Here is a 24,689-nt window from a genome sequence, read left to right on the forward strand (position 1 = left end):
CTGTGGCATCCGACGCATTCACCATTGCAATCGACGGTCCGGCGGCAGCCGGCAAGGGCACGATATCGAAGGCGGTCGCGGCGCACTACGGGTTTGCCCACCTTGACACCGGGCTGCTCTATCGCGCGGTGGGCGCAAAGGTTCTTCTGGGGCTCGCGCCGGAAGAAGCAGCCGCGCGCCTGACGGCCGAAGACTTGCAAGCCAACGGGCTGCGCAGCCCCGAGGTCGCGCAATCGGCGAGCCGTATTGCTGCCCTGCCGCAGGTGCGCGCTTCCTTGATCGACTTTCAGCGCAGCTTTGCCCGCCGCTCTGGTGGCGCGGTTCTGGATGGGCGCGACATCGGCACGGTGATCTGCCCGGATGCAGAGGCGAAACTATTCGTCACCGCCAGCGCGGAGGTGCGCGCGCGCCGCCGGTTCGAAGAGCTTGACGGTGCCGGTGATGCCCGCAGCTATGAACAAGTGCTGGCCGATGTGCGCGAAAGGGACACGCGCGACCGCGAACGCGCGACCGCGCCGCTTTTGGCTGCCGCCGATGCGGTTACCATCGATACCTCTGACATGAGCATCGACGCGGCCATTGCAGCTGCTATCGCCGCGATCGACACGCGGCGCGGGTAGCCTTTATACGCGCCGCTCCGCGCGGATTGAATGGCCCGGCTTGGTGGTCGGCACAAGCCCACTAAAGCATTGCAGGACGATCACCAAAGGGTGCTTGGTCTGTGAACGCTTTGCGCGCTAGCATTGCGGTATCACCAGACCAAAGGAACTTTGCCCATGCGTCTCGCTGCCATCTCTGCACTCTTCGCTCTTCTGACAAGCGCGGTCTTTGCACAGGACGACCAGACAACCATCGACCCGCCCGGTGAATACGAGCCGCCGATGACCATGGCACGCATCGCGCAGATCGTTCGCGTGATCGACCCCGAGGCAGTGGCACAGGGCACGGCGATCCAATTCACCATCGCGGATATCCCCGTGGTGCTGATCGCTGATCCGCTGGCAGACCGGATGCGCGCCATGGTGCCCATACGCGCGGCAGAAGGGTTGGACGCGGACGAGTTGATGCGTCTGATGCAGGCCAATTTCGACAGCGCGCTGGATGCCCGTTATGCCGTCGCGCAGGGCCGTTTGTGGGGCGTGTTCATTCACCCGCTGTCGCCACTGACATCAGAGCAACTGGTGTCAGGGCTGGCGCAGACCGTCAATGTGGCGCGCACCTACGGCCAGACCTATTCGGGCGGCGCACAGGTATTCGGCGGCGGAGATAGCAACGGCATCTACGAGGAACTGCTGAACGAGCTGAGAAAGTTCGAAGAACTGTGAACGCGCCCGGTGCTTATCGCGAAAGCCGCGTTCTGAGCGCTTGAGCATTGTGCACGATGAACACCACCAGATCAAAGGGATCGAGCGCGCGAAACTCCAACTTGTTGCCGCTCGTGTCCAGCAACTCGCGCAGCGACAACTGATCGGTACCCGCATAGCCCATGTCCCAGTCCGGCAACATGCGCCGTTCCGCCGGGCCAAAATGCTTGATCACAAAATCGCAGTGGCGCGGGTCGTGCCCGATGCGCTGCAGCGTGGCAAAAAGCTTGGTTTTCGGACCTTCGAGAAACTGAAGAAAATAGCCGTCCTCGCGGTGCAGAAACCCTGTGATGTTGTCGCGGCTGTTGTTGATCTGGCTTGCGCGCAGGATGTCGTTATGACTGTCTACCGTGTTCGGCAGCAACGCCTTGCTGTGATAAAGCGCCTGATAAAGGTCTTGCATCTGGAACCTCGAAGGCAATGGGCAGCTGAAATCTACCGAGAACGCGTAAACAACTTCCTACCAAGGGCACCGCTGCGGTAGCATCTGCGCGTTCCGACAGAATACGCATCAACGCTTGATCCCATGGCCAAAGCACCTTATACGCGCGAGCGTTGACAAGGCGGCAAACAGTCTTGCGGCTGAATGAACGGGCAGGGTCGGGAATACCGGCCCTTCGTTTGTTTGGTGGCAAGCGCTGGGAGCCATCGGCAGTTCAAACCCAAAGACCGGCGGAGACAACCGCACGGCCGGAAACAAAACCTGAGTTAGGAACATAGCGCCACATGGCAAACACAATGGAAGAGTTTGAAGCACTCCTGAACGAAAGCTTCGAAATGGACACGCCCGAAGAGGGTTCGGTTGTCAAAGGCAAGGTCATCGCGATTGAAGCGGGACAAGCCATCATCGACGTCGGCTACAAAATGGAAGGCCGTGTCGATCTTAAAGAATTCGCAGATCCCGGTGAAGCGCCCAAGATCGCTGTTGGCGACGAGGTAGAAGTTTTCCTCCGTCAGGTGGAAAGCGCGCGCGGCGAAGCGGTCATCTCCCGCGAGATGGCGCGCCGTGAAGAAGCATGGGATCGTCTGGAAAAAGCCTACGCTGACGAAGAGCGCGTCGAAGGCGCCATCTTTGGCCGCGTTAAAGGCGGCTTTACCGTTGATCTGGGTGGCGCTGTTGCCTTCCTGCCCGGCAGCCAGGTTGACGTGCGCCCCGTGCGTGACGCAGGCCCGCTGATGGGTCTCAAGCAGCCGTTCCAGATCCTCAAGATGGACCGTCGCCGTGGCAACATCGTTGTGTCGCGCCGCGCGATCCTCGAAGAAAGCCGTGCCGAGCAGCGCGCCGAAGTGATCGGCAACCTGACCGAAGGCCAGACCGTGGACGGCGTGGTAAAGAACATCACCGAATACGGTGCATTTGTTGACCTTGGCGGCGTTGACGGCCTGCTGCACGTAACTGACATGGCATGGCGTCGTGTGAACCACCCGTCCGAGATCCTCTCCATCGGCGAGACGATCAAGGTGCAGGTCATCAAGATCAACAAGGAAACGCACCGCATCAGCCTCGGCATGAAGCAGCTGCAGGAAGATCCATGGGATCTGGTCGCCGCGAAATACCCGCTGGAATCTGTCCACACGGGCCGCGTGACCAACATCACCGACTATGGTGCATTTGTTGAGCTTGAAGCCGGCGTCGAAGGTCTGGTGCACGTCTCCGAGATGTCCTGGACCAAAAAGAACGTTCACCCCGGCAAGATCGTTTCCACTTCTCAGGAAGTGGAAGTCATGGTGCTGGAAATCGACGGTGCAAAGCGCCGCGTGTCGCTGGGTCTCAAGCAGACTATGCGCAACCCGTGGGAAGTCTTTGCCGAGTCGCACCCAGAGGGCACCGAGGTCGAAGGCGAGGTCAAGAACATCACCGAGTTCGGTCTTTTTGTTGGTCTCGACGGCGATATCGACGGCATGGTTCACCTCAGCGACCTGAGCTGGGACGAGCGTGGCGAAGATGCGATCCAGAACTACCGCAAAGGCGACACCGTGCAGGCCGTCGTCTCTGAAGTGGACGTGGAAAAAGAGCGCATCAGCCTGTCGATCAAAGCAGTGGGTGGCGACAAGTTCGCCGAAGCTGTCGGCGGCGTAAAGCGTGGCTCGGTTGTGACCGTGAACGTGACTGCCATCGAAGAAGGCGGCATCGAAGTGGAATACGAAGGCATGAAGTCCTTCATCCGCCGCTCCGACCTGTCCCGCGACCGCGCCGAACAGCGCCCCGAGCGTTTCTCGGTTGGCGACAAGGTGGACGTTCGTATCACCAACGTCGACAGCAAGGCACGCCGTCTGGGTGTCTCCATCAAGGCGCGCGAGATCGCAGAAGAGAAAGAGGCCGTCGAACAGTATGGTTCCTCTGACTCCGGTGCATCCTTGGGCGACATCCTTGGTGCGGCGCTGAAAGGCGACGAAGACAAGTAATCCTTCTTTGGATACAACATCGAAAAGCCCCGCTTTCAGCGGGGTTTTTTGTGCCAGAGAAGCAGTCGGCGCGTGAACGACCCCGTCATTTGAGGCCCGTCACCCAAGTCAGGCAAGGCCGCCAATTCGCCGGTTTTGCCGCGCGTTGCCTTCCCCACAAGCGGACACAGTCCTTGACACACCCGCATGCTGACCGTTTCGATAAGGTCAAAGCGGGGAAACGGCGGGGCAAACCAGATGAGCCGAAGACTGGCAGCTATTTTGGCGGCGGATGCTGTCGGCTTTTCTGCACGCATGGCCGCTGACGAGGAGGCCACGCTCGCCGGTCTCAAAAAGCTCCGCCAAGTCATCGACGCTGAGATCGAAAACCACAGTGGGCGGGTATTTGGCACAGCCGGGGACAGCGTCGTTGCCGAATTCGCAAGCCCCGTAGAAGCCGTCAGGTGCGCCTTGCGCATCCAACATGCGCTGTCTGATGAAAATGAGATGCCTTTCCGGATCGGCGTTCACCTTGGTGATATCATGGTCGACGGTGAAAACCTGATGGGCGATGGCGTCAACATCGCCGCACGGCTGGAGCAGGTAGCACCGCCGGGTGGTATCTGTATCTCTCAACCGGTGGCGGATCTGGTGCTGGGCAAGGTCGATGCGGCATTTTCCTTTGGCGGCGCGCCAGAGCTTAAAAACATCTCACAAAGCATCGGGGTGTGGGTGTGGCCCGAATCCGATGCTAAGGCGGTGCGCCAACGGGCCAAGCCCGCACCAGCCAAGCGTATGATGATCCTTGCCCTGATGGTCGTCCTTGCTGCCGCAGTGGCGTATTTTATGCAACAAGATGCGCGCGATAATACGCGGGCAGAAGCGCCGACGCTCGCGGTTCTGGCCTTTGATGATCAAAGCCCAGGGCCGGACCGGGGATATCTGAGCGATGCGATCAGCGAAGGTATCCTGACCAACCTTTCCCGATACAAGACCTTCAAAACCATCGCGCGAAACTCCAGCTTCAAGTTCAAAGATCAGGACTCCAGCCCGCAAGACATCGGCGAGGCTCTCGGAGCCGATGTTATCCTTGACGGCACGCAGCAAAAGATCGGCGAAAACCTCGTCATTACCGTCCAGTTGATTGACGCCAATAGCGGCGACCACATGTGGTCTGACCGATTTGAGGGCGCGCTGGGCCAGTTGTTTGAGTTTCAGGGCGAAATCATCCGGTCTGTCGCGTCGACAGTAGGAGGAAAGGTTTCACACTACACCCCGCCTAAAGGGTCGCGAAATACTGTCACCGCGCTCCACCTTGCAGCCGAAGGCTTCAGCCACTTTCGAAAACCGGGTCAGGAAGCCAATGCGCGTGCCGTTGAATTCTACCAGCGCGCTATCGATGCCGACCCGGATGCCTCGATCGGATATATGTCGATGGGGTTTGTCCACTGGAGCGAATCCTTTTACGCCGGTACCAGCGCAGAGCGCGAAGCCGCATTGGCCAAGGCCGACGAATATGCCGAAAAAGCGATCGAACTGGATCCGAACAACTACCTGAACCAATACCTCCTCGGGCGCCTGCAGGAATCGCGTGGAAATCTGTCCGCCGCGCTGAAAATTTACGAAAAGGTCATCGAGCTTAATCCGAGCTTTTCAAATGTCTACCGGTCCAGCGGTTCGGCAAAGGTCATTCTGGGCGATCCGGAAGGTGCCATTTCAGACATTCGCTATGCGATCGACATTGATCCGCTTAACGACGGGTGGTCGTTCCCGACAGAATTGTCATTTGCGTTGTGGGCGGCAGAGAGATGCGACGAGGCACTGGATACCATCCAGCAACTCTCGAACGTGCCTGTGCGGGCGTTGCCTTACCTTGTCGTGATCGAAGTCTGTGTCGGGGACGAGGCCAGTGCGCGCGACGCAATGGCGGAATATCTCGAAGCCATTCCAAACCGCACCTTGCAGTTCGAGATCGACAAGTACCAAGGCGTTTGGGCTGCCGAAGACGGATTTACCCGTTGGCTGGATGGTTTGCGTGTCGCGGGCATGCCCGAGTGACACGTGCGGCGCTAAGGGTTGCTGGACGATAGCCCAAATCCGGTGAGGACGGATCACGCGGGCTGTTCCACTCGCAAACTTGGGCCTCTGTCATCTTGGCCCATCACAGGGTCAATGCTTTGGCGGGCAGCGGCGCATAAGCGTTTTCGGGACCGGCAGGTGATGTGGTGCGCTTTGTAGCGTGTGACGATGCGCTGCCAACCGTACCGCGCGGTCATTTGCCACCCGGGCACCTCCGGCTTCTTGCCCGACAGCACGCTGCTATTTCGTCGCCTTGTCCCCGGCAAAGCTGGCCGGGTCGATGGCGATAACGATGGTATGCCCGCTGGGGGAAAGTCCCAGCGAACGGCACAGGTTTTCCGAGGCCACATTGCCTGCACGGATACCGGTGGAAAAGCGGCGGATGCCGATATTGTCCCACCCGTGCACCAGCGACAGACAGGCCATTGCCCGCGCGATGCCGCGTCCCTTGCAGTCATCACGCGTTGCCAACTGCCCCCATTGCGCCATCTCTGCGTCTGGATGTGCGGGGTGCCGTGCAAGGCTCGCGGCGGCTGTGGCCACGGGGCGGTCATGGCCATCAAAGGCGACCATGCCAAACCCCGGACGCGATATCCCGCGCATAACCGAACCTGCAGAGGGCAACACATCTTGTGCCAGCGCAATCTCGGCAAAGGCATCCAACAACTTTGTGGGGGCCGCCGCGTCAATGGTCTGCAGCGTCAACTCAGGGGGCAGGCCGCGCGTGCGCAGAGTGGCGCGCGCGATTTCCACGCTTTCTTGGCCCGACATGTAATTGACGTAGCAATCGGTTTTCATGCCGGCGTCTTCCAATGCCCTGACCAAATCAGAGGCATCCGCATCCGGCACCATTTCACATCCGCTGACGCCGAGCAGCCGTGTCAACCGCAGTAACAGTGCCAGCGTTTCACCATCACAAGAGAAGTCCGACAGTTGAACGCCACGCCCGTGCGAACAAAACCGCGTATCGTCTGCCAAAAGCGCCATGAGATCCTCGCCACGCGCCAGCACGCGCCGCTGATCGGGGCTTCCGTAGATTTCAAGGCCAGAGACACTCATCCTCAGTCCAGTTTATCCCGAGGCAACGCCCGTTGTGTCAAGCTGGCGCAATCGAGGCGGAAGGTTGGGCGCGCTCTTTCGCGATGCGCCGGTGGTCAGTAGCCCCACCGGTTTCGACAGCCATGAATTGACCAGTGCGGTCGGCGGGATCTCGTTATGGTGTTGGCAGGGCCGCGTCGAATGCATCTACGGCGGCGCTCGTGAAAAGGCATCGACCAAAGACAATATCCGCCGGTGATCGCGGGCGCATCTGGTGCACCTGTGCTTGGGCTGCATGCATGGGCAAAAGACCGGGGGGTCGTGCAAATTCGAGACCGGGCGGGCGAAATCATCGCGCCGCAGTTCAAAAAATTCTTGGGTGCATTGAGGTGGCAAGCTGCCGCATAGGTTGCCGAATCGACTGTCACGCCGCGCCGCAGCGTTCACAAGAGGAATCGCCTCGGCAGCGCTCCACCGACCCGGCAAGCCGAAAAACTGCACAAATACAGGGTGTTCGTAAAGAAAAACCCGTCTACAAGTGCACGGCCCGACTTTCCGACTTGGGTGTTTATTGTCTATAGTCCACCTTTAGGGGTGCGAGACAGCACCCAAAGAACATTCCGGGGGGGTTCCAATGATACGTTCAGAGTTGATCCAGAAAATTGCCGACGAAAATCCGCATCTGTACCAACGAGACGTTGAGCGCATCGTGAACACAATCTTCGAAGAGGTGACCGGTGCCATGTCGCGCGGTGACCGTGTCGAGCTTCGCGGCTTTGGTGCTTTTTCGGTGAAGAAACGCGACGCGCGAGTCGGGCGCAACCCGCGCACGGGCGAGACTGTGCATGTCGAGGAAAAGCATGTGCCCTTCTTTAAAACCGGTAAACTTCTGCGCGATCGTCTGAACGGAAAATCCTGATGCGCTACATACGCTACGCCTGTATCGCCATTTTCGCGGTTGCGCTTGCATTTGTCGCGCTGGCCAACCGGAGCATGGTATCGCTGCAACTGATCCCGTCCGAAGTGGCGGGCTGGTTCTCGATCAACCCGCAGATTGAACTGCCGATGTTTATCGTGATTTTTGGCGGCATTATCGTGGGTTTGGCGGTCGGCTTTGTTTGGGAGTGGATTCGCGAACACAATCACCGTGCCGAGGCGGCCCGCGAAGCGCGCGAAAAGCGTCGGCTGGAGCGGGAGCTGGCCCGCCTGAAGCAGGAAAAGCACGAGGGCAAGGACGAAGTGCTGGCCTTGCTGGACGAGGCCAGCTGACAGACCGCTGGACTTTGTGCGCGGCTCGTGGTGAAACCCGTCACCATGGATATTTCGGTCAAGATTTGCGGGCTTAGCCAGCCTGAGCATGTACGTGCGGCAGCGCAGGCTGGTGCGACGTATGTCGGCTTTGTATTTTTCCCCAAGTCCCCCAGAAACGTCACGCTTGAACAGGCGCGCGCGCTGGCGGTCGACACGCCGGTGGGCGTGGCCAAGGTTGCCCTGGTGGTCAATGCCGACGATACGATGCTGGATGCGCTGACGGCGCAGGTGCCGCTGGATATGCTCCAGCTTCACGGTAGCGAAACACCGCAGCGCGTGTCAGAGGTCAAGGCCAGATACGGGCTGCCGGTGATGAAGGCGGTGGGCGTAGCAGGGGCCGAGGACCTTGCCGCACTGGATACCTATAGCGCCGTGGCCGACCAGTTGCTGGTCGATGCGAAACCTCCCAAGGACGGTGCACTGCCGGGTGGCAATGGGCTGGCCTTTGACTGGGAGCTTTTGCGGGGTCGAAAATATTGGACAGTCCCGTGGATGCTGGCCGGCGGGTTGACCCCGGACAATGTCAGCGAAGCACTCCGGCTGACGGGGGCGCGTCAGGTTGATGTCTCCTCCGGTGTCGAGAGCGCGCCGGGCGTAAAAGACCCCGAATTGATAAAATCTTTCGTCACTTCAGCAAAAAGTGAACCCGCACCGCGTCTTGTGTAACCTCGATTACAGACCCATGTGACTTTCACTTGCACAGTGCTTTGCAACACACCGGCAAACCAGTGCAACAAGGAGGTCGCCATGAAATTCTTTCATCTTATCGCCGTCGCAGCCATCATCATCGCGGCCACAGGGGTTGTGGCCAGCTCGGTCACGCCAGCGCCTGTCGCAGGTACATCTGAACAGGCCGTGCCCGTCATGTACGTTGCTACCGTGGACGTTGTTGACCGTGCACTGACAACTTTCAACCCCGGTTTCTGATGGCGCGCGCAGGGTCAGATCGCCTGCATTTTTCATCAAATCAGCCGGTCGGGCGCGCGCGGTAAAACCGCCGCCACCTTGCACGCCGTCAAACCTGACCACCTGTCCGGCAAAACGCCTTGTCTCGGCCTCTCAGCCGCTGTACTCAAAGCGCTGAAACCGAGACATGAGGCGCGCAATGGCGAACGATCTGTTCAATTCTTTCATGACCGGCCCGGATGAAAACGGGCGTTTTGGCGATTTCGGCGGGCGTTTCGTCTCCGAGACGTTGATGCCTCTCATCCTCGAACTGGAAGAACAGTACGAGCGTGCCAAGACTGACGAAAGCTTTTGGGCAGAGATGAACGATCTTTGGACCAATTATGTTGGCCGTCCCAGCCCGCTTTATCTTGCCGAGCGGCTGACCGATCATCTGGGCGGCGCAAAGGTCTACATGAAGCGCGACGAACTCAACCATACCGGTGCGCACAAGATCAACAACGTGCTGGGCCAGATCATTCTGGCGCGGCGCATGGGCAAATCCCGCATCATCGCCGAAACCGGTGCGGGCCAGCACGGCGTGGCCACAGCGACTGTGTGCGCCAAATTCGGTTTGAAGTGCGTGGTCTATATGGGTGCGCACGATGTCGAACGTCAGGCGCCCAACGTCTTTCGCATGCGCCTGCTGGGGGCCGAAGTCGTGCCCGTCACTTCTGGCCGTGGCACGCTGAAAGACGCGATGAACGATGCGCTGCGCGACTGGGTGACCAACGTCCGCGACACTTTCTACTGCATCGGCACCGTGGCGGGCCCACACCCTTACCCGGCGATGGTCCGTGATTTCCAGTCGATCATCGGCAAGGAAGTGCGCGAGCAGATGGTAGCTGCCGAGGGCCGTTTTCCGGATACCGTTATTGCCGCGATCGGTGGCGGGTCAAACGCCATGGGCTTGTTCTACCCGTTTCTGGACGACAAAGAGGTTGGCATCATCGGTGTCGAAGCCGGCGGCAAGGGCGTGAACGAAAAGATGGAGCACTGCGCCTCGCTGACAGGGGGGCGTCCGGGTGTGTTGCACGGCAACCGCACCTACCTGCTGCAGGACGACGATGGGCAAATCCTTGAAGGGTTCTCTATCTCGGCAGGTCTCGACTATCCCGGTATTGGGCCGGAACACGCATGGCTGCATGATATTGGCCGCGCCAAATATGTGTCGATCACCGATAAAGAAGCACTGGAAGCGTTCCAGCTTTGTTGTGAGCTTGAGGGGATCATCCCCGCGCTTGAGCCCAGCCATGCGCTGGCCCATGTGATGAAGATGGCACCTGATCTGCCAAAGGATCACATCATCTGCATGAACATGTGTGGTCGCGGCGACAAGGATATCTTTACGGTGGCGCGCGCGCTCGGATTTGAGATGGGTGAGTTCGCCTGAGCGCAGATCACGCAATTTTCTGACAACGCATGAGGCCGGTGGCGGCAGGGGACCGCGCGCGGCATGGGAGGAATGCATGCAAAAGACCGTCGTCAACAGCTGGAACGAGTGGGATCCACTGAAACATGTGATCGTAGGGCGGGCCGATGACTGTCACATCCCACCCGAAGAGCCTGCACTTGATGCCAAGGTGCCCGAAGACAGCGACATGCGCGGGCAGTGGGGGCGCCGCCCGCAAGAGACCATCGACCGCGCGAATGAGTTGCTCGACAAGTTTGCAGCGCAACTGACAGAGCGCGGTATCCGTGTCGACCGCCCCACATGTATTGACCACTCGCTGCCAGCAACCACGCCGGACTTTCACACCGACAGCCAGTTTGGCTGCATGCCGCCGCGCGACGTGCTTTTGACTGTTGGCTCCGAGATTCTCGAGGCGACAATGTCGTATCGCTGCCGCTGGTTCGAGTATCTGAACTACCGCCCGCTGATGCAGCAATACTGGAATGAGGATCCGAATTTTCGGCACGAGGCGGCACCCAAGCCGCGCCTGACGGATGCGGATTATCATCCCGACTACCTCAGCGAAAAGATCGGGGTCGAAAAGCGCCTGCAATGGGCTGCTGAAAAGTTCTTTGTCACCACCGAGGAAGAGCCGCTTTTCGATGCCGCTGATGTTCTGCGATTTGGCAGGGATCTGGTTGTGCAACATGGCTTCACCACGAACCTCAAGGGCATCGAGTGGCTGCGTCGGCATTTCCCGGACCACCGTGTGCACGCGGTAAACTTTCCGGGCGATCCCTATCCGATCCATATCGACGCGACCTTTACGCCGCTGCGCCCAGGTCTGATCCTGAATAACCCGCAGCGCCGCCTGCCGGACGATCAGCGTGGCATGTTCGAAAAGAACGGCTGGGAAATCGTCGATGCTGCGCAGCCGGCGCATAATGCGCCGCCGCCCTTGTGCTATTCGAGCGTCTGGCTCTCCATGAATGTGCTGGTGTTGGACCCAAAGACTGTCTGCGTCGAGAAGTCCGAGGTGTATCAAGCCGAGCAGATGGACAAGCTGGGCATGGAAGTGGTCGAGGTTGAACTGCGCGACGCCTACGCCTTTGGTGGCGGTCTGCATTGCTGCACGGCGGATGTTTATCGCGAAGGCACCTGCGAAGATTACTTTCCGCAGCAGTAAGTCTCAGCTTGGTAAATAACGATCCAGCACGGCGTCCACGATGCCGCGCTGCATCTCGTCTGCCGTGTCTGCATCCAGCCGCAACACGTCTTTTGTTGCGACCATCTGCTCAATCCCTGTCAACATCGACAGGCGGTTCACCAGCGCGGTGAACTCGGCGCGGCTCATCTTGGGCGCCACCGTTTCCAGAGCACGCGAAAAAGCCTTTACACGGCGAGCACCGCGCAACTCTGTCGACCCTTCGCTGGCCCAAAGCGACATGGTCTGCGCCAGATATTGTCTGAAGGTGGCTTCGTGGTCGCGTGAAAAACGCAGGTAATACCGTGCTACTGCGTGTACCCGTGCGCGGGTGTCAGTGAGCCCAGCAAGCAGTTCTTCGGTTGCGGTCAATTCCAGCTCCAGCGCGACTTCGGTCGCAATCGCTCCGGCATCTGCAAAATACCGGTAGGCCGTCGCGCGGCTGATATCCGCCGCATCCGCGACATTTGCCACCGTGACGTCTTCGCCCCGCGTGATCAGGTCTCGGGCGGCTTCGATAAGAGCTTTGCGGGTACGGTTTTTCTGGGCAGTACGAGGCGACATAATGAGACACTTGTCTTATAAAGAGATACATGTATCATAATGGTACCAGAATCGAATTGAAAGGATTGATTTCATGTCCGCCGACAGACCCCGCGTTTATCACCTTCTCGGCAATTTGATCCGCTTTCACGCCTTTCCCTCGGAAACGTCAGGTCGCTGCGCCATCATCGAAACCAAATCAGCGCCGGGTGCAGGCGCGCCGCCAAACCATCACGCAGGCGAAGACGAAAGCTTTTACGTGCTGGAGGGGCGTTACGAATTCATGCTGAACGGCGAAACCTTCGAGGCGGTGCCGGGTGATTTCATTAAAATCCCGGATGGCGCGCTGCACGCATTTACCTGCATCAGCGAAGCACCGGGGCGGATGTTGCAAGTCAATGCGCCCGGAATGCCGCATGAGGTTTTCTTTACCGAAGCAGGAGACGCCATGCCTGACGACACACGCGATTTGCCCGCACCCGACGGGCCACCGGATATGCCTCGCCTGATGGCGGTGTCAGAAAAGTCTGGCGTGGTGATTGTGGTTCCGGAAGGTGCGGCAGGGTAGGCCGATTTTGCACAGGTTTTTGCCCGCCGCGGCGCGATCCCGGGCAGGCAAACTGTCGATGCTGTGATGGGAAACCAGTGAACGGGCCCGTTCAGGGAAAGATCACGCAGCGCGCAGGGGTGTCAAACCCACGCGTCCATGCGGTCAACGCAATCAGACTGGCGTGCCGCAGCGCTGGCTGCGGCTGTGTAGCTACACCTGCCATGTGTAGGGCCAACTTATTGTCAGCAGGTTAGTTATGCGCACGCACCTTGGCTAGGCGCGGCGCTGGCCTCTTGTGCCGCGCAGCATGTCCAGATGCAGCCGCACGGACGGAATGAAAAACAGCGCCAGCCCAATGGTGAGAAAGCACAGCAGCATGGCTGGGATCCAGAGTACGGAAATCACCAGCCCGACACCGCCTGAAACGCGGGTGGCTGTCTGCGGCGGAAGCACCCGCATCAACGCCAGCTCAAACAGTTTGCCACCATCCAGCGGATGTACCGGCAAAAGGTTTAGCAGCGCCAGAAACAGGTTTACGTAAGCCGTCAGATAAAGCGCCCAACTCAGATCGCCGTCGCCAATGACGGGCCACAGCAAGGACGCGACAGCCCATAGCGTGAGGTTTACGATCGGCCCCATCGCGACGATCAACTCTGTCTGGTACCGCGTCGAACACCGGGCCTGCTGGCAATAGCCGCCGCCGCCGTAGAGTACGACGCGGCGCACAGGCACCCCCTGCACCAGACAACCCCAGGCGTGACCCAATTCGTGCAAATAGATCGACCCCAGTAGGATCGAGATAAACATCAGGTCGTAATAGAGGTCATTCAGGCTGCCGCCGCCGCCAATCGCAATCAGCAACAGAACAAGGATCAGCAAACTGCTGTGCACCTCTACCGGAACACCCCAAGGGCCACGAAAACGAAAGAGAACCTTGTCATTGCCGAACATCGCACGCTCCAACCGCGAAAATGGGTCGACGCAGGATGCCGGGCGAATATGCCGAACTCAGGGCGCTGGCGCGGCGATCTTAGGCCGCATGCCGCTTGAGCACGTCGAGCGGCACGACTTCAAGGGCGCGCTTGTGGGTCGCGGCAAGGTTGACGCGTGGCGCGCACCCTTCGTCGTGCGCCTGTAGAAACCGGGCGGCGCACAAGCACCACGCATCGCCGGGCTTTAGCCCGTCAAAGTGGAATTCCGGACGTGGTGTGCTGAGATCGTTGCCGACATATTTGGAAAAGGCGAGGAACTCGGCTGTCATGACAGCGCAGACTGTGTGATTGCCGGCATCCGCATCGCAGGTGTTGCAATGACCATCGCGGAAAAAACCGGTTACAGGTGCGGTGCTGCATGGTGCGAGCGGTTCGTCCAGTACGTTGACACTGGCATCCATTTCCATGGCAAAGGCCCTTTTTTCTATGCCTTAACGTTCCGCAGAAAGTGCGCGGAAATAGGCGATGTGTTTGTCTTGTATGTTCCGGTCGCGAAAGTCGGGGTCTGCGGCGGTCAGCACAATCACGGTACCCTGTGGCTCGTTGATATAAAGGTACTGTCCGTAAATGCCACGTCCCATGTATTCGCGAGGTCGTTTGTCGCGCGGCATCCACCACTGAAAGCCGTAGCCATATTCCTCTGCCGCAGTTGGCGCGGTTGCCGTGGTTGAGCTCACAACCCAGTCTTGCGGCACAACCTGCTTATCCTGCCATGTGCCTTGCTGCAAAAACATCTGGCCAAAGCGCGCATAGTCTCGGCTGGTCAGGTTAAGCCCGCCCAGAACGAAAGCCGTACCGGTGCCGTCGGTCAGGTAGTAGGGCTGGCGCTCAACGCCCAGCGGTGCCACGATCTCTTGCCCCATCAAATCGGTGATGCTGCGCCCGGTTGCGCCGCGGATCACCATGCCCAGCACGTGGGTATCAATCGAGACATACTGCCAGTCGCTGCCCGGGGCCGTGAAAGTTTCGCTCAGCCCGGCGGCAAAGTCGTCCATCGTGCCCCCTAAAGCAAGGATGCGGCCCATTCTGTTAATGTCGGAATCGTAATCGAGATAGTCCTCATCAAAGGTGACACCCGTGGCCATATTGAGAACGTTGCGGATCGTGACGCCTTCATACGCGCCACCTAGCAACTGCGGGGCGTAGTCGGTGACCGGCGCGTCGAGCGATGGGATGTGTCCCTGCGCAACCACAACGCCCATCAATGCGGAAATAAAGCTTTTGGACAGCGACCAGCCGATGCGCAGGTCGTCGGCACTGGTACCGAGAAAATAGTCTTCGTAGACGAGGCTGCCGTTCTTGAGCACCACCAGCGATGTGGTCTTCTGCGCGGCCAGAAAGTCTGCCATGCCTTCGGGCAGCGTCAGCGTCGGACCTTGGGACAGCGGCACGGGATTCTGAGGCGCGGGCCCTACTGGTTTGTGCAAAAACGCGCGGTCCATGTTGCTGAAATTTACAACGATACGATCCGGTTCGAACAGCGAATTGACCGCCCAGAGACGCATCAGCTCTTCTCGTTTCAGCACTCCCATGACCAGCGTTGCAAGCACCGCCATCACAAGCGCGCGGCCCAGCCATTTTCCGAACGTGCGCATTACGCTGCTCCCTGCCATTTGACCCACCGACCATGAAAATCCGCCCGTCCCAAAGATAGCGTGATGTCACCGGGCCACAGCCGCAATTTCAGCGCGGCACCGATCGCCCCCTTGGTGTCTCCGTCACTTTCCATGGACAGCCATGCTAACGGGCGGTCCGGAGTTGCGGCGGCCCCGGTGGCTTCGATGGTTTTTGTGCCAAGTGCCTGCGCCTGCGCCGGAAAATACTGCCACGCGACGGTGTGCTGTATCAGATGCAGATGACCTGCGGGCGCAGCCTGCAAGCGCTCTGCCAGCCAGTCGATGGCATCGCCGCGTTCAACCCGCGTCTCGGCGCTGCCTGCTGCTGCGCGTGTAAGCGCAAGGCGGTCAGGCTGGTCCGGCCAGAGATAGGCCGTCAGGCGCAGCAGGTCATCAGGCTGCGTCGGGTCCAGCGGGTTTATATCAACGCCCGCCCGTGCGGCAATGCGGGGCAGGGTGGCAGGCGGCGCTGCACCTTCCCATTCTGGCGTGAGGGTCAGGACCGGATCTGCTGCCCCGAGCCGGACGCCCGCAGCTTCCAAGGCAAAGTGATCCCAACACAGATTGAGCCCGCCACTGGCGCCAAGCTCGCTCAGCCATAAGGGCAGATCGTGATATGTGGTTGCAACTGCTGCTCCCGCCATCAGAGCAGCCGAGCGGCGCACCTCATTGGTCTGAGGCGGGCTTTGCACCCACGCCAGCAAAAACGGTTCGTGCAGGGTCAGCGCATCGATCACCACCTCGCGCAGCATGTCCTTTTGCGGCACGTTGGGTGGGTACACCTCGCGCAGCGCCGGGGCGTGGTCTGTCAGAACGAGCGCGTGAAGTCCGCCGGCGATCCGGAGGGGGAGCGACGCGCCGCTTGGTCCGATATCGCCGCTAAAACTGTCGAAATACGCCGCCAGCGCGCCGTCTGCGGGCCAATGATCAGCCAGTATAGTCAGCAACCGCCCCATAAAGGGCGACCCGAGACGGGTGCAACTGATTGCCTGATGCTGAAACGCTTCTCTCAGGTTCACTTGAACCGGTCCATCAGCCTTTGAAGGGCAGACTTGGGTTCTGGTTCTGGCTCTGGTGCCGGCTTGGCGGCGGGCGGCGGTTTGGCGGCTGCCTGTTTGCCCGACGCTGGCGCGGCTGCGGCTTTCGCGCCGCCTTTCTGGCCAGTGCCAGAGCGCGGCGGAGACACGCGCATCGCGACCGCATTGAGAAACTTTGCCGGGTCGCCTGCCGCGAGTTGCGCGGCACCATCGCTGATGCCCCGCAGCACGTCATCAAGCCAATCCGCGTCGGACTTGGCAAAATCGCGCAGAACGTAGGTCGGAACAAGATCTTTATGACCCGGATGGCCAACACCGAGGCGGATGCGGGCGTAGTCGGGGCCGATATGGTTGTGTATCGAGCGCAGACCGTTGTGTCCGGCATGGCCGCCGCCCAGCTTGTGCTTGACCTTACCCGGGGCAAGATCGATCTCGTCATGCAGGACGATCACGTCTTGCGGGTCCAGCTTGTAAAAACGCATCGCCGCCTGCACGGACTGGCCCGAGTTGTTCATGAACGTCTCAGGCTTTAAAAGCACGCAGCGGTCCGAGCCAAAGCGTCCTTCGGTCAGGCTGCCCTGATGTTTGGACTTCCACGGACCAAACCCGTGATCGGCCGCGATACGGTCCACCGCCATGAACCCGATATTGTGCCGGTTGCCAGAATATTTTGCGCCCGGGTTACCCAAACCAACGATGAGTTTCATGCCACTGCTCCGTCCTGTTGCGGCGCAGCATAATGCATGCCTTGGCGAAACGAAATACGGGGCCGCGATGGGCCCCGTATCAATTCTTTTATACCGGTGGTCGGATCAATCGTCGGATTGCTCGCCGTCGGGCGCATCCATCTCGGTTGTTGGCACCTCATCTGCGGCAACATCTTCGTCATCGTCATCTTGCGATGCGAGTCCGGATGGTGCGGAGATTTGTGCAATCACAAAGTCGCGGTCGATTGTCGGCTTGGCGCCGGTTGGCAAATCTACCGACGAAATGGTCAGGTTATCGCCAATTTCCAATCCGGTGACATCGATCGTGATGCTTTCGGGGATGTCGCCCGCTGTCACAACCAGTTCGACTTCTGGGCGGACCAGAGAGAGAACGCCGCCTTTGCGAATGCCGGGGCAATTGTCTTCGCCAATGACGTTGACGCCGATAAACAGGTTGATTTTCGTGGTGCGTTTCAGCCGCATGAAGTCGATGTGCGTGGGCAGATCCTTGACCACGTGACGCTGAACGTCACGGCAGATCACGCGCACGTCGTCGTGGCCTTCGACCTTCATGTTGAACAGGGTCGACTTAAAGCGCCCTTCTTTCAGCTTCTTGAACAGAAGGTTGAAAGGGATGTTGATCGGCAAAGGGTCTGCGTCACCACCAAAAACGATTCCAGGAACCATGCCGTCACGACGTGCCTGACGAGCGGCGCCCTTGCCTGTCCCCGTCCGTTCCTGAGCGATAAGATCTGGGATTTCTCCGGCCATCTCGGTCTCTCCAATTAATCAGGTTAGCGCGGGCATCCTCCAAGGCTGTATGCCCGCATGAAGCCGCGCGTATAGACCGGATCGGTGCGTTTGGAAAGCGCTTTTTCGCCGTCGGGTTTACCGGGCTTTCTAGCTGGCCGGCGCGGTTATTTTCCGGGACGGGAAAAACTGCAGATATCCGCCTGCCGCTACCAGTTGGTTGTAAAGTTCGAACTCGGCGGGGCGGGCTGCCTGAAGCACGGTTTCTACCTCGGGCGACAGCGGCGCGTCGATGGGCGGCGAGACGTTCTTGCGCTTAAGCGTGATGGACGTCTGAAGCCGGTTTTCCAGAAACGCCAGCAAGCCGGACTGGTTTTCATAGGCAAAGAGGTGATCGACAAGGACCTCACCCTTTGGACTGGTCAGAAAGTCAAACTGGCTGCCGACGCGGGCAAAATCGGGCGGTTCATCAGATGCGGCGGCCATAACAAATTCGTCGAAACTGATTGTTGCCGTCGACCGGGGGGCGCCGTCCAGCGTTGACCGTGCGCGATATCGATACCAGCTGCGCAACTGGTCTGCCGGTGCGCGCATGACGGCAACTGTCTCGGTTTCGATCCCGAACATCTGGTGCAGAAACGGTGCAATCCTGCTGTGGTACCGCATCGCGTTGATGTGCTTGCGACGTTTTGAAAACGAAATCTCAGCCAGTGGTCGCAGCGCAAGCTCGATTGCCGTGGTGCCGGTTTTGGGCGTCGCGAGAAAGGTGAGCTTTTGTTCCGAAAACACCAGCATCAACGTCTCCTATTGCCAACGGCCACCAAAATCCTCGGGTACCAGCAGATTGTGCGGCCCGAGGTTTTTGACGTCGGTTTCGCCGCACAGCGCCATCGTTGTGTCGAGTTCCTTGTGAATGACTTCAAGTGCGCGGGTCACACCGGCCTCTCCCATGGCGCCAAGCCCGTGGACAAAAGCCCTGCCGATATACGTGCCCTTGGCGCCCAAGCTCAGCGCCTTGAGCACATCCTGACCCGAGCGGATGCCGCTGTCGAGGTGCACCTCAATTTTGTCGCCGACCACATCCATAATAGACGGCAGCGCCCGGATCGACGACAGCGCGCCGTCAAGCTGGCGTCCGCCGTGGTTGGATACGATGATCGCGTCTGCGCCGATGTTAAGCGCCATCCTGGCATCGTCCGGATCAAGGATACCCTTGAGGATAAGCGGGCCGCCCCACATTTTCTTGATCTCTTTGACCTCGTCCCAATCCAGCTTGGGATCAAAGCTTTCTGCGGCCCAGATCGCTAGGGACGACATGTCACTGATGCCGTCAATATGGCCTACGATATTGCCGAAGCTGCGCCTTTGGGTATTCGCCATTCCCTTGATCCAGCGCCACTTTGTCGCCAGATCGATCAGATTTGGCAGCGTCGGTTTTATTGGGATGGACAGGCCGTTCTTGATGTCCTTGTGACGCTGCCCGAGGATCTGAAGGTCGAGCGTCAGCACCAGTGCCGAGCATTTTGCATCCTTTGCGCGCTGGATTACACGTTTGACGAAATCCTTGTCGCGCATGGCGTATAGTTGAAACCAGAACGGCTTGGTCGTGTGCGCTGCCACGTCTTCGATTGAACAGATAGACATGGTCGAAAGCGTAAAGGGCACGCCAAATTTCTCGGCTGCGCGTGCTGCAAGGATCTCGCCGTCGGCGTGCTGCATTCCGGTAGAGCCCACCGGCGCGAGCGCCACTGGCATAGCCACATCCTGCCCGATCATCTGGCTGGCCGTTGAGCGCCCGGTCATGTTGCGCGCGACGCGTTGACGTAACCGGATCTTGGCAAAATCGGTCGTGTTCTCGGCAAATGTCTGTTCGGTCCAGCTGCCGCTTTCCGCATAGTCGTAGAACATGCGCGGGGTGCGCGCCTTGTGCAGGTCTTTCAGGTCCTGAATGGTCGTGATTGTGGGCATGATACCTCTCTGGCTTGTCGCACAGCCGTAGCAATCGCTGCGAGGCAGAGCAAGGCGCAGATGGGAAATTGCATTTTATCCCTTGAATAGTACGATATCGCACTATAATAGTTCGATATCGTACTAATATGAGGAGCCTGAAATGACCTTGTCCCGTCGCCAGACCATCTCTCTTATCGGAGGTGGCGCAATCGCTGCTGCTGTTGGCGGCACCGCATACGCTGTTACCCGTGCACCCCGTACTGCCTTTGTCCCGTGGGAACGGGCGGGCATCTATGATGACGTGCGCAAACGCGCGCTAAGCTATGCTATTCTTGCGCCAAACCCGCACAATCAACAGCCCTGGAAAGTCGACCTGTCACGTGACGGCGAGGCGACGCTATATGCCGATCTCGCGCGTCTGTTGCCGCATACCGATCCATTCAGCCGTCAGATTTGCATCGGACTGGGGTGCTTTCTGGAAGTCATGCGGTTGGCCGCGCTGGAAGAGGGGATGGGGGTGACTTTCGATCTCTTTCCCGAAGGATCAGACCCGCAGGCTCTGGATGCGCGCCCGGTTGCGCGGTGCCGCTTTGCGCCAACGACTGCTGCGCCTGATCCGTTGTTTGCACAAGTGCCTCACCGGCGCACTCTGAAAGAGCCCTACGATCTGACCCGATCCGTCCCCGAAGATGCGCTTGCACGGATCGCGGCCGCCGCCATCCATGGTTCCGGCATCGATTACACGACGCAGGAAGACGAGGTCGCCGCCATGCGCGAAATCTCCAAGGAAGCCTTCCTGATCGAGTTCCGCACCGAGCGGACGTATAAGGAAAGTGTCGATCTATTCCGCATCGGGCACCGTGAAGTTGACGCCAACCCTGACGGCATTGACCTTGCAGGGCCTATGTTTGAAACGCTGCGGCTGACCGGGCTTTTCACCCGCGAAGCCGCGATGGACCGTGACAGCATGAGCTATGCGGCGGGCGAGGCGATGGTCGTCGAGAACATGATGACCGCAATGGCCCATCTGTGGCAGGTCACGCCGGGCAACAGCCGTGTCGAGCAGATCCGCGCCGGGCAGGATTGGGTCCGGATAAATCTTGCCGCCACTGCCGAAGGTCTTGGCCTGCAACCCTTGTCGCAGGGCTTGCAGGAATACCCCGAGATGGCGGATATTTACCAAAGCCTGCACGAAACGCTGGCCCCGCAAGGCGGCACTGTGCAAATGTGGTGCCGGTTGGGTTACGGCCCGCAGATCCCCGTCAGCCCGCGCTGGCCATTGGAGAACAAGCTGTTGAATGTCTGATCCATCGCCCGCCGATTTTTTCGAATTCTTCAACGAGATCGGCATTATAGAACAACTGAGCCGGGCCCTTCTGGAGGCCCGGCTGCCGGATGGCCTGATCGCGCCGCACTTTACCGTTCTGAACCATCTGACCCGGCTGGGTGACGGTCGCGCGCCAGTAGACATGGCGCGGGCGTTTCAGGTTCCTAAGACGACGCTGACCCACACTCTCAAAGGGCTTGAGGCGCTGCACTACATTGAAATGCGCCCAAATCCCGAAGACGGGCGATCAAAACTGGTGTATCTGACGGACAAGGGGCGCCGCTTGCGCGCCGAAGTGATCGAGGCGCTTGTGCCTGATTTTACGCGGCTTGCAGCGCAGTACGACGCCACGCGACTTGCGGAAATGCTGCCAGACCTCAAGGCCCTGCGCATGATCCTTGATCAGGACCGCGATCAAGCCCCGACGGCGTCAGACCGAATGCGCGCCGTCGGCGAGTGATTTCACGAATGCCAGCACGTCTTGGACCGAGTCGCCGGCGGCGATCTTGCTGACTATGGCAGATCCGACGACCGCGCCGTCCGCGACAGAGGCAATGGCCGCGGACTTTTCCGGTGTGTTGATGCCAAAGCCCACGATGATTGGCAGGTCGGTTGCGGATTTGATCCGCGCAACTTCTGGGCCAACATCGCTCGCCTGCGCCTCGGCGGCGCCAGTGATCCCGGTGATCGATACATAATAAACAAAGCCGGAGGTATTCTGCAGCACACGGGGCAACCGCTTGTCGTCGGTTGTCGGTGTGGCCAGACGGATGAAGTTGAGCCCTGCGTTCTGTGCCGGCACACACAATTCGCTGTCTTCTTCCGGTGGCAGATCGACAATAATCAGCCCGTCAATGCCGGCGTCCTTCGCTTCTGCAAGGAAACTGTCGACGCCGCGGCTGTAAATCGGGTTGTAGTAGCCCATCAGCACGATCGGCGTTGTCTGGTCTTCTTCGCGGAAAGCGCGGGCGAGATTAAGTGTTTTCTGCAATGTCATGCCCGCTTCGAGCGCGCGCTGGCCTGCGAGTTGAATTGTTGGGCCGTCGGCCATTGGATCGGTGAAGGGCAGGCCAAGTTCGATGACATCGACACCTGCCGCGGGTAGGCCGCGCACGACCTCCAGTGACGTGGCCTCATCCGGATCGCCGGCCATGATATAGGCGACGAAAGCTTTCTTGCCTTCGCGTTTGAGCGCAGCGAATTTGTCGTCGATACGGGTCATTGAAGCCTCTTTCTTCCCTATTTCGCCTCGCAATGCCCAAAACGCGCGGCAAAATCAATGCGTGATCGGACGTGAGCGGGCAACGCACCGGTTTACGGTGCATTTTTTCCCGGTATTCCCCTTAAATCCGCAGAGAACCGGCCCCATGTATTCTTCATGAATTACTTACTCGCCATACTGCTTCCGCCGTTGTCCATCGTGCTGACCGGGCGCCCGATCCTTGGTATCATTGTGTTTCTCATCTGGATCCCCGCGCTGTTCTTTTCGGGTGGGTTGACCCATCCGATGTTTATCCTGCTGGCGTGGGCGATTATTTTTCACGCCCGCGAAGACCGTCGCGAGCGGCGCTGACACGCAAACCCTTGTGATCGTGCGCCAATGGCTCTAGGTCAGGCGCGACAGATATCAGGGGATGCCGCCATGGGTTTCAAAATGGGGATTGTGGGTTTGCCGAATGTGGGTAAATCCACCTTGTTCAACGCGCTGACACGCACCGCGGCGGCTCAGGCCGCGAATTTTCCGTTTTGTACGATCGAGCCGAACGTCGGCGAGGTTGCGGTGCCAGATGCGCGGCTGGACCTGCTTGCCGATATTGCCAAATCCAAACAGGTCATCCCGACGCGCATGACCTTTGTCGACATTGCCGGCCTTGTAAAAGGTGCATCCAAGGGGGAGGGGCTGGGCAACCAGTTTCTGGCGAACATTCGCGAGGTTGATGCCATCGCCCACGTGCTGCGGTGTTTCGAGGATGGCGATGTCACCCATGTTGAAGGCCGCGTTGATCCGGTCGCGGACGCTGAGACAATCGAAACCGAACTGATGCTTGCAGATATCGAGAGCATCGAGAAGCGGTTGCAAAATATCGTGCGCAAGGTGCGCGGCGGTGACAAGGAAGCGGTTCAGCAGGAGCGGTTGATGCGCGCCGCACTGGAAGCGCTGGAAGCAGGCAAACCTGCACGTGTGGTTGAGGTGGATGACGAGGATCTCAAGGCGTGGAAAATGCTGCAACTGCTGACCACCAAGCCCGTGCTATACGTTTGCAACGTCGGCGAGGCCGAGGCCGCGGAGGGCAACGAGCACTCGGCAGCGGTTGCGGAAATGGCCGCAGCGCAGGGGAATGCGCATGTCATCATCTCGGCCCAGATCGAAGAAGAGATCAGCCAGCTTGATGCGGACGAGGCGCAGATGTTCCTTGAAGAGATGGGCCTGTCCGAAGCTGGGCTGGACCGGTTGATCCGCGCGGGGTATGCGCTTTTGCATCTTGAGACCTATTTTACCGTTGGCCCGAAAGAGGCACGCGCCTGGACGATCAAGTCAGGGACATCCGCGCCCAAGGCTGCCGGCGTGATTCACGGTGATTTCGAAAAGGGCTTCATTCGGGCCGAGACCATAGCCTATGATGACTTTGTGGCTCTTGGGGGCGAGGCGGCGGCGAAAGACGCCGGAAAGATGCGTGCCGAGGGCAAGGGATATATCGTCAAGGATGGTGACGTGCTGCATTTCCTGTTTAATACCTAACCGGTCGTGGGTGACTGGGCATTTCTGATTTACCTGGGCCTGCTGCTGCAGGTGAGCGGCTTTCTTGTTCGCGAGGAGTTGATGCTGCGGGTATTGGTGGCGTCGGGAATTTGCTGTGATCTGGCTTTCTTTGCGCTTCAGACCCCGCCGATTTTGCCGTCTGTGCTGTCTAACGCCGTTTTGGTTGTGGTGAACGTCGCGATACTGGGCGTGATCATCATGGAGCGGACGACGATCACTTTGGCGCCGCGGGAAAAGCGCCTGTTTCAGGCGCTGGGCACGCTAACCCCGGGGCAGTTTCGGCGCTTGTGCAAGCGGGCGGAGTTCCATGAGGCTACCGAACGGACGGAACTGATCAGTGAGGGTGAACTGACCAACGCGCTGTATTTTGTGGAAAGCGGAAAGTTCTTTCTCACCAAGGGCAGCGAGATGGCCGAAGCACAGGGTCCCGCTTTTATCGGCGAGATTGCGTTTTTGAAAGAAGGCTCGGCGTCGGCATCGGTGCATATCGACGCCGGAACGCCCTATGTCGAGTGGCCGAGGGCCAAACTGGGGCCGCTGCTGGCGCGCTCGCAACCGCTGCGAAACGCTGTCATGACCGCTGTGGCCCGCGACATGGCCGACAAGGTGGCGCGCAGTTTGCCAGTGGCGCGGCGCGGGGGTTAGAAGCCGCGCTGCAAGCTCCGCCTGGCTGCGTCAAAAGCCAACGCCTGCGCATCGGACGAGATCCCGTTTTGCCTTGGCCGGTTTGTTATCTG

29 protein-coding genes are annotated in these 24,689 nt (G+C 59.3%); 17 read left to right on the forward strand and 12 right to left on the reverse strand.

Annotated elements, in window-relative coordinates; all coding sequences use genetic code 11:
- Window positions 1–2: 2 nt before the first annotated feature.
- Window positions 3–620 (forward strand): (d)CMP kinase, encoded by a 618-nt coding sequence (locus AC2D8V_RS05075; protein ID WP_484732428.1) that lies wholly within the window; start codon window positions 3–5, stop codon window positions 618–620.
- Between the two features lie 156 nt (window positions 621–776).
- A complete protein-coding gene (locus AC2D8V_RS05080) occupies window positions 777–1,325 on the forward strand; it encodes a hypothetical protein (protein WP_484732429.1) in 549 nt (182 codons plus the stop codon).
- 13 nt (window positions 1,326–1,338) lie between these two features.
- Here AC2D8V_RS05080 and AC2D8V_RS05085 read toward each other — a convergent pair whose 3' ends face one another.
- Window positions 1,339–1,767 (reverse strand): BLUF domain-containing protein, encoded by a 429-nt coding sequence (locus AC2D8V_RS05085; RefSeq protein WP_484732430.1) that lies wholly within the window; start codon window positions 1,765–1,767, stop codon window positions 1,339–1,341.
- 323 nt (window positions 1,768–2,090) lie between these two features.
- Here AC2D8V_RS05085 and rpsA point away from each other — a divergent pair, with 323 nt between their 5' ends.
- Complete coding sequence (rpsA, locus tag AC2D8V_RS05090) at window positions 2,091–3,770, forward strand: 30S ribosomal protein S1 (protein WP_484732431.1); 1,680 nt, start codon at window positions 2,091–2,093, stop codon at window positions 3,768–3,770.
- Window positions 3,771–4,007: 237 nt separating this feature from the next.
- Window positions 4,008–5,807, forward strand: coding sequence for an adenylate/guanylate cyclase domain-containing protein (locus AC2D8V_RS05095; protein ID WP_484732432.1), 1,800 nt, complete (start codon window positions 4,008–4,010; stop codon window positions 5,805–5,807).
- Between the two features lie 261 nt (window positions 5,808–6,068).
- Here AC2D8V_RS05095 and AC2D8V_RS05100 read toward each other — a convergent pair whose 3' ends face one another.
- Entirely contained in the window at window positions 6,069–6,887 is an 819-nt protein-coding gene (locus AC2D8V_RS05100; protein WP_484732433.1) for a GNAT family N-acetyltransferase, read from the reverse strand.
- 64 nt (window positions 6,888–6,951) lie between these two features.
- Here AC2D8V_RS05100 and AC2D8V_RS05105 point away from each other — a divergent pair, with 64 nt between their 5' ends.
- From AC2D8V_RS05105 to AC2D8V_RS05135, 7 genes are all read left to right on the forward strand, one after another.
- Window positions 6,952–7,125 carry a hypothetical protein gene (locus tag AC2D8V_RS05105; RefSeq protein ID WP_484732434.1) on the forward strand — a complete coding sequence of 58 codons (174 nt, stop codon included), beginning with the start codon at window positions 6,952–6,954 and terminating at the stop codon, window positions 7,123–7,125.
- 375 nt (window positions 7,126–7,500) lie between these two features.
- Entirely contained in the window at window positions 7,501–7,785 is a 285-nt protein-coding gene (gene ihfB, locus AC2D8V_RS05110) for an integration host factor subunit beta (protein ID WP_298973675.1), read from the forward strand.
- The gene (locus AC2D8V_RS05115; RefSeq protein WP_484732435.1) at window positions 7,785–8,135 is read left to right on the forward strand and encodes a DUF1049 domain-containing protein; all 351 of its coding nucleotides are present in this window, start codon (window positions 7,785–7,787) and stop codon (window positions 8,133–8,135) included. Before ihfB ends, AC2D8V_RS05115 begins: the two co-directional genes overlap by 1 nt.
- A gap of 45 nt (window positions 8,136–8,180) precedes the next feature.
- The gene (locus AC2D8V_RS05120) at window positions 8,181–8,843 is read left to right on the forward strand and encodes a phosphoribosylanthranilate isomerase (protein WP_484732660.1); all 663 of its coding nucleotides are present in this window, start codon (window positions 8,181–8,183) and stop codon (window positions 8,841–8,843) included.
- Window positions 8,844–8,924: 81 nt separating this feature from the next.
- Entirely contained in the window at window positions 8,925–9,104 is a 180-nt protein-coding gene (locus AC2D8V_RS05125; protein ID WP_484732436.1) for a hypothetical protein, read from the forward strand.
- Window positions 9,105–9,282: 178 nt separating this feature from the next.
- Window positions 9,283–10,515 (forward strand): tryptophan synthase subunit beta, encoded by a 1,233-nt coding sequence (trpB, locus tag AC2D8V_RS05130; protein WP_484732437.1) that lies wholly within the window; start codon window positions 9,283–9,285, stop codon window positions 10,513–10,515.
- Window positions 10,516–10,591: 76 nt separating this feature from the next.
- Window positions 10,592–11,701 carry a serine/threonine protein kinase gene (locus tag AC2D8V_RS05135; protein ID WP_484732438.1) on the forward strand — a complete coding sequence of 370 codons (1,110 nt, stop codon included), beginning with the start codon at window positions 10,592–10,594 and terminating at the stop codon, window positions 11,699–11,701.
- A 3-nt stretch (window positions 11,702–11,704) separates the two neighbouring features.
- Here AC2D8V_RS05135 and AC2D8V_RS05140 read toward each other — a convergent pair whose 3' ends face one another.
- Entirely contained in the window at window positions 11,705–12,283 is a 579-nt protein-coding gene (locus tag AC2D8V_RS05140) for a TetR/AcrR family transcriptional regulator (RefSeq protein WP_484732439.1), read from the reverse strand.
- 73 nt (window positions 12,284–12,356) lie between these two features.
- On the opposite strand from AC2D8V_RS05140, the gene AC2D8V_RS05145 reads away from it, so the two are divergent.
- Window positions 12,357–12,830 carry a cupin domain-containing protein gene (locus AC2D8V_RS05145; protein ID WP_484732440.1) on the forward strand — a complete coding sequence of 158 codons (474 nt, stop codon included), beginning with the start codon at window positions 12,357–12,359 and terminating at the stop codon, window positions 12,828–12,830.
- A gap of 255 nt (window positions 12,831–13,085) precedes the next feature.
- On the opposite strand, the gene AC2D8V_RS05150 is transcribed toward AC2D8V_RS05145, so the two are convergent.
- From AC2D8V_RS05150 to AC2D8V_RS05185, 8 genes are all read right to left on the reverse strand, one after another.
- Window positions 13,086–13,763, reverse strand: a complete 678-nt coding sequence (locus AC2D8V_RS05150; RefSeq protein ID WP_484732441.1) for a site-2 protease family protein — start codon at window positions 13,761–13,763, stop codon at window positions 13,086–13,088.
- Between the two features lie 79 nt (window positions 13,764–13,842).
- Window positions 13,843–14,211 (reverse strand): DUF2237 family protein, encoded by a 369-nt coding sequence (locus AC2D8V_RS05155; protein ID WP_484732442.1) that lies wholly within the window; start codon window positions 14,209–14,211, stop codon window positions 13,843–13,845.
- 24 nt (window positions 14,212–14,235) lie between these two features.
- A complete protein-coding gene (locus AC2D8V_RS05160) occupies window positions 14,236–15,399 on the reverse strand; it encodes a serine hydrolase domain-containing protein (RefSeq protein ID WP_484732443.1) in 1,164 nt (387 codons plus the stop codon).
- The gene (locus tag AC2D8V_RS05165) at window positions 15,399–16,439 is read right to left on the reverse strand and encodes a DUF2332 domain-containing protein (protein ID WP_484732444.1); all 1,041 of its coding nucleotides are present in this window, start codon (window positions 16,437–16,439) and stop codon (window positions 15,399–15,401) included. The genes AC2D8V_RS05160 and AC2D8V_RS05165 overlap by 1 nt, the downstream gene beginning before the upstream one ends.
- Window positions 16,436–17,164 (reverse strand): aminoacyl-tRNA hydrolase, encoded by a 729-nt coding sequence (gene pth, locus AC2D8V_RS05170; protein WP_484732445.1) that lies wholly within the window; start codon window positions 17,162–17,164, stop codon window positions 16,436–16,438. Before pth ends, AC2D8V_RS05165 begins: the two co-directional genes overlap by 4 nt.
- Window positions 17,165–17,269: 105 nt before the next feature.
- A complete protein-coding gene (locus tag AC2D8V_RS05175; RefSeq protein ID WP_484732446.1) occupies window positions 17,270–17,935 on the reverse strand; it encodes a 50S ribosomal protein L25/general stress protein Ctc in 666 nt (221 codons plus the stop codon).
- A 129-nt stretch (window positions 17,936–18,064) separates the two neighbouring features.
- Complete coding sequence (locus AC2D8V_RS05180) at window positions 18,065–18,709, reverse strand: hypothetical protein (protein WP_484732447.1); 645 nt, start codon at window positions 18,707–18,709, stop codon at window positions 18,065–18,067.
- Between the two features lie 9 nt (window positions 18,710–18,718).
- The gene (locus AC2D8V_RS05185) at window positions 18,719–19,882 is read right to left on the reverse strand and encodes an alpha-hydroxy acid oxidase (RefSeq protein WP_484732448.1); all 1,164 of its coding nucleotides are present in this window, start codon (window positions 19,880–19,882) and stop codon (window positions 18,719–18,721) included.
- 142 nt (window positions 19,883–20,024) lie between these two features.
- On the opposite strand from AC2D8V_RS05185, the gene AC2D8V_RS05190 reads away from it, so the two are divergent.
- Window positions 20,025–21,170 carry an Acg family FMN-binding oxidoreductase gene (locus AC2D8V_RS05190; RefSeq protein ID WP_484732449.1) on the forward strand — a complete coding sequence of 382 codons (1,146 nt, stop codon included), beginning with the start codon at window positions 20,025–20,027 and terminating at the stop codon, window positions 21,168–21,170.
- Complete coding sequence (locus AC2D8V_RS05195) at window positions 21,163–21,651, forward strand: MarR family winged helix-turn-helix transcriptional regulator (protein WP_484732450.1); 489 nt, start codon at window positions 21,163–21,165, stop codon at window positions 21,649–21,651. Before AC2D8V_RS05190 ends, AC2D8V_RS05195 begins: the two co-directional genes overlap by 8 nt.
- Here AC2D8V_RS05195 and trpA read toward each other — a convergent pair.
- A complete protein-coding gene (gene trpA, locus AC2D8V_RS05200; RefSeq protein WP_484732451.1) occupies window positions 21,622–22,413 on the reverse strand; it encodes a tryptophan synthase subunit alpha in 792 nt (263 codons plus the stop codon). The two genes, AC2D8V_RS05195 and trpA, sit on opposite strands and share 30 nt — an antisense overlap.
- 156 nt (window positions 22,414–22,569) lie before the next feature.
- Here trpA and AC2D8V_RS05205 point away from each other — a divergent pair, with 156 nt between their 5' ends.
- The 3 genes from AC2D8V_RS05205 (at window position 22,570) to AC2D8V_RS05215 (ending at window position 24,597) form a co-directional block, all read left to right on the forward strand.
- Window positions 22,570–22,764, forward strand: coding sequence for a hypothetical protein (locus AC2D8V_RS05205; RefSeq protein ID WP_484732452.1), 195 nt, complete (start codon window positions 22,570–22,572; stop codon window positions 22,762–22,764).
- Between the two features lie 69 nt (window positions 22,765–22,833).
- Window positions 22,834–23,931, forward strand: a complete 1,098-nt coding sequence (ychF, locus tag AC2D8V_RS05210; protein WP_484732453.1) for a redox-regulated ATPase YchF — start codon at window positions 22,834–22,836, stop codon at window positions 23,929–23,931.
- A 6-nt stretch (window positions 23,932–23,937) separates the two neighbouring features.
- Window positions 23,938–24,597 (forward strand): cyclic nucleotide-binding domain-containing protein, encoded by a 660-nt coding sequence (locus AC2D8V_RS05215; RefSeq protein WP_484732454.1) that lies wholly within the window; start codon window positions 23,938–23,940, stop codon window positions 24,595–24,597.
- Window positions 24,598–24,689: the final 92 nt, after the last annotated feature.

The organism is Roseobacter sp. YIN89 (assembly GCF_057219365.1).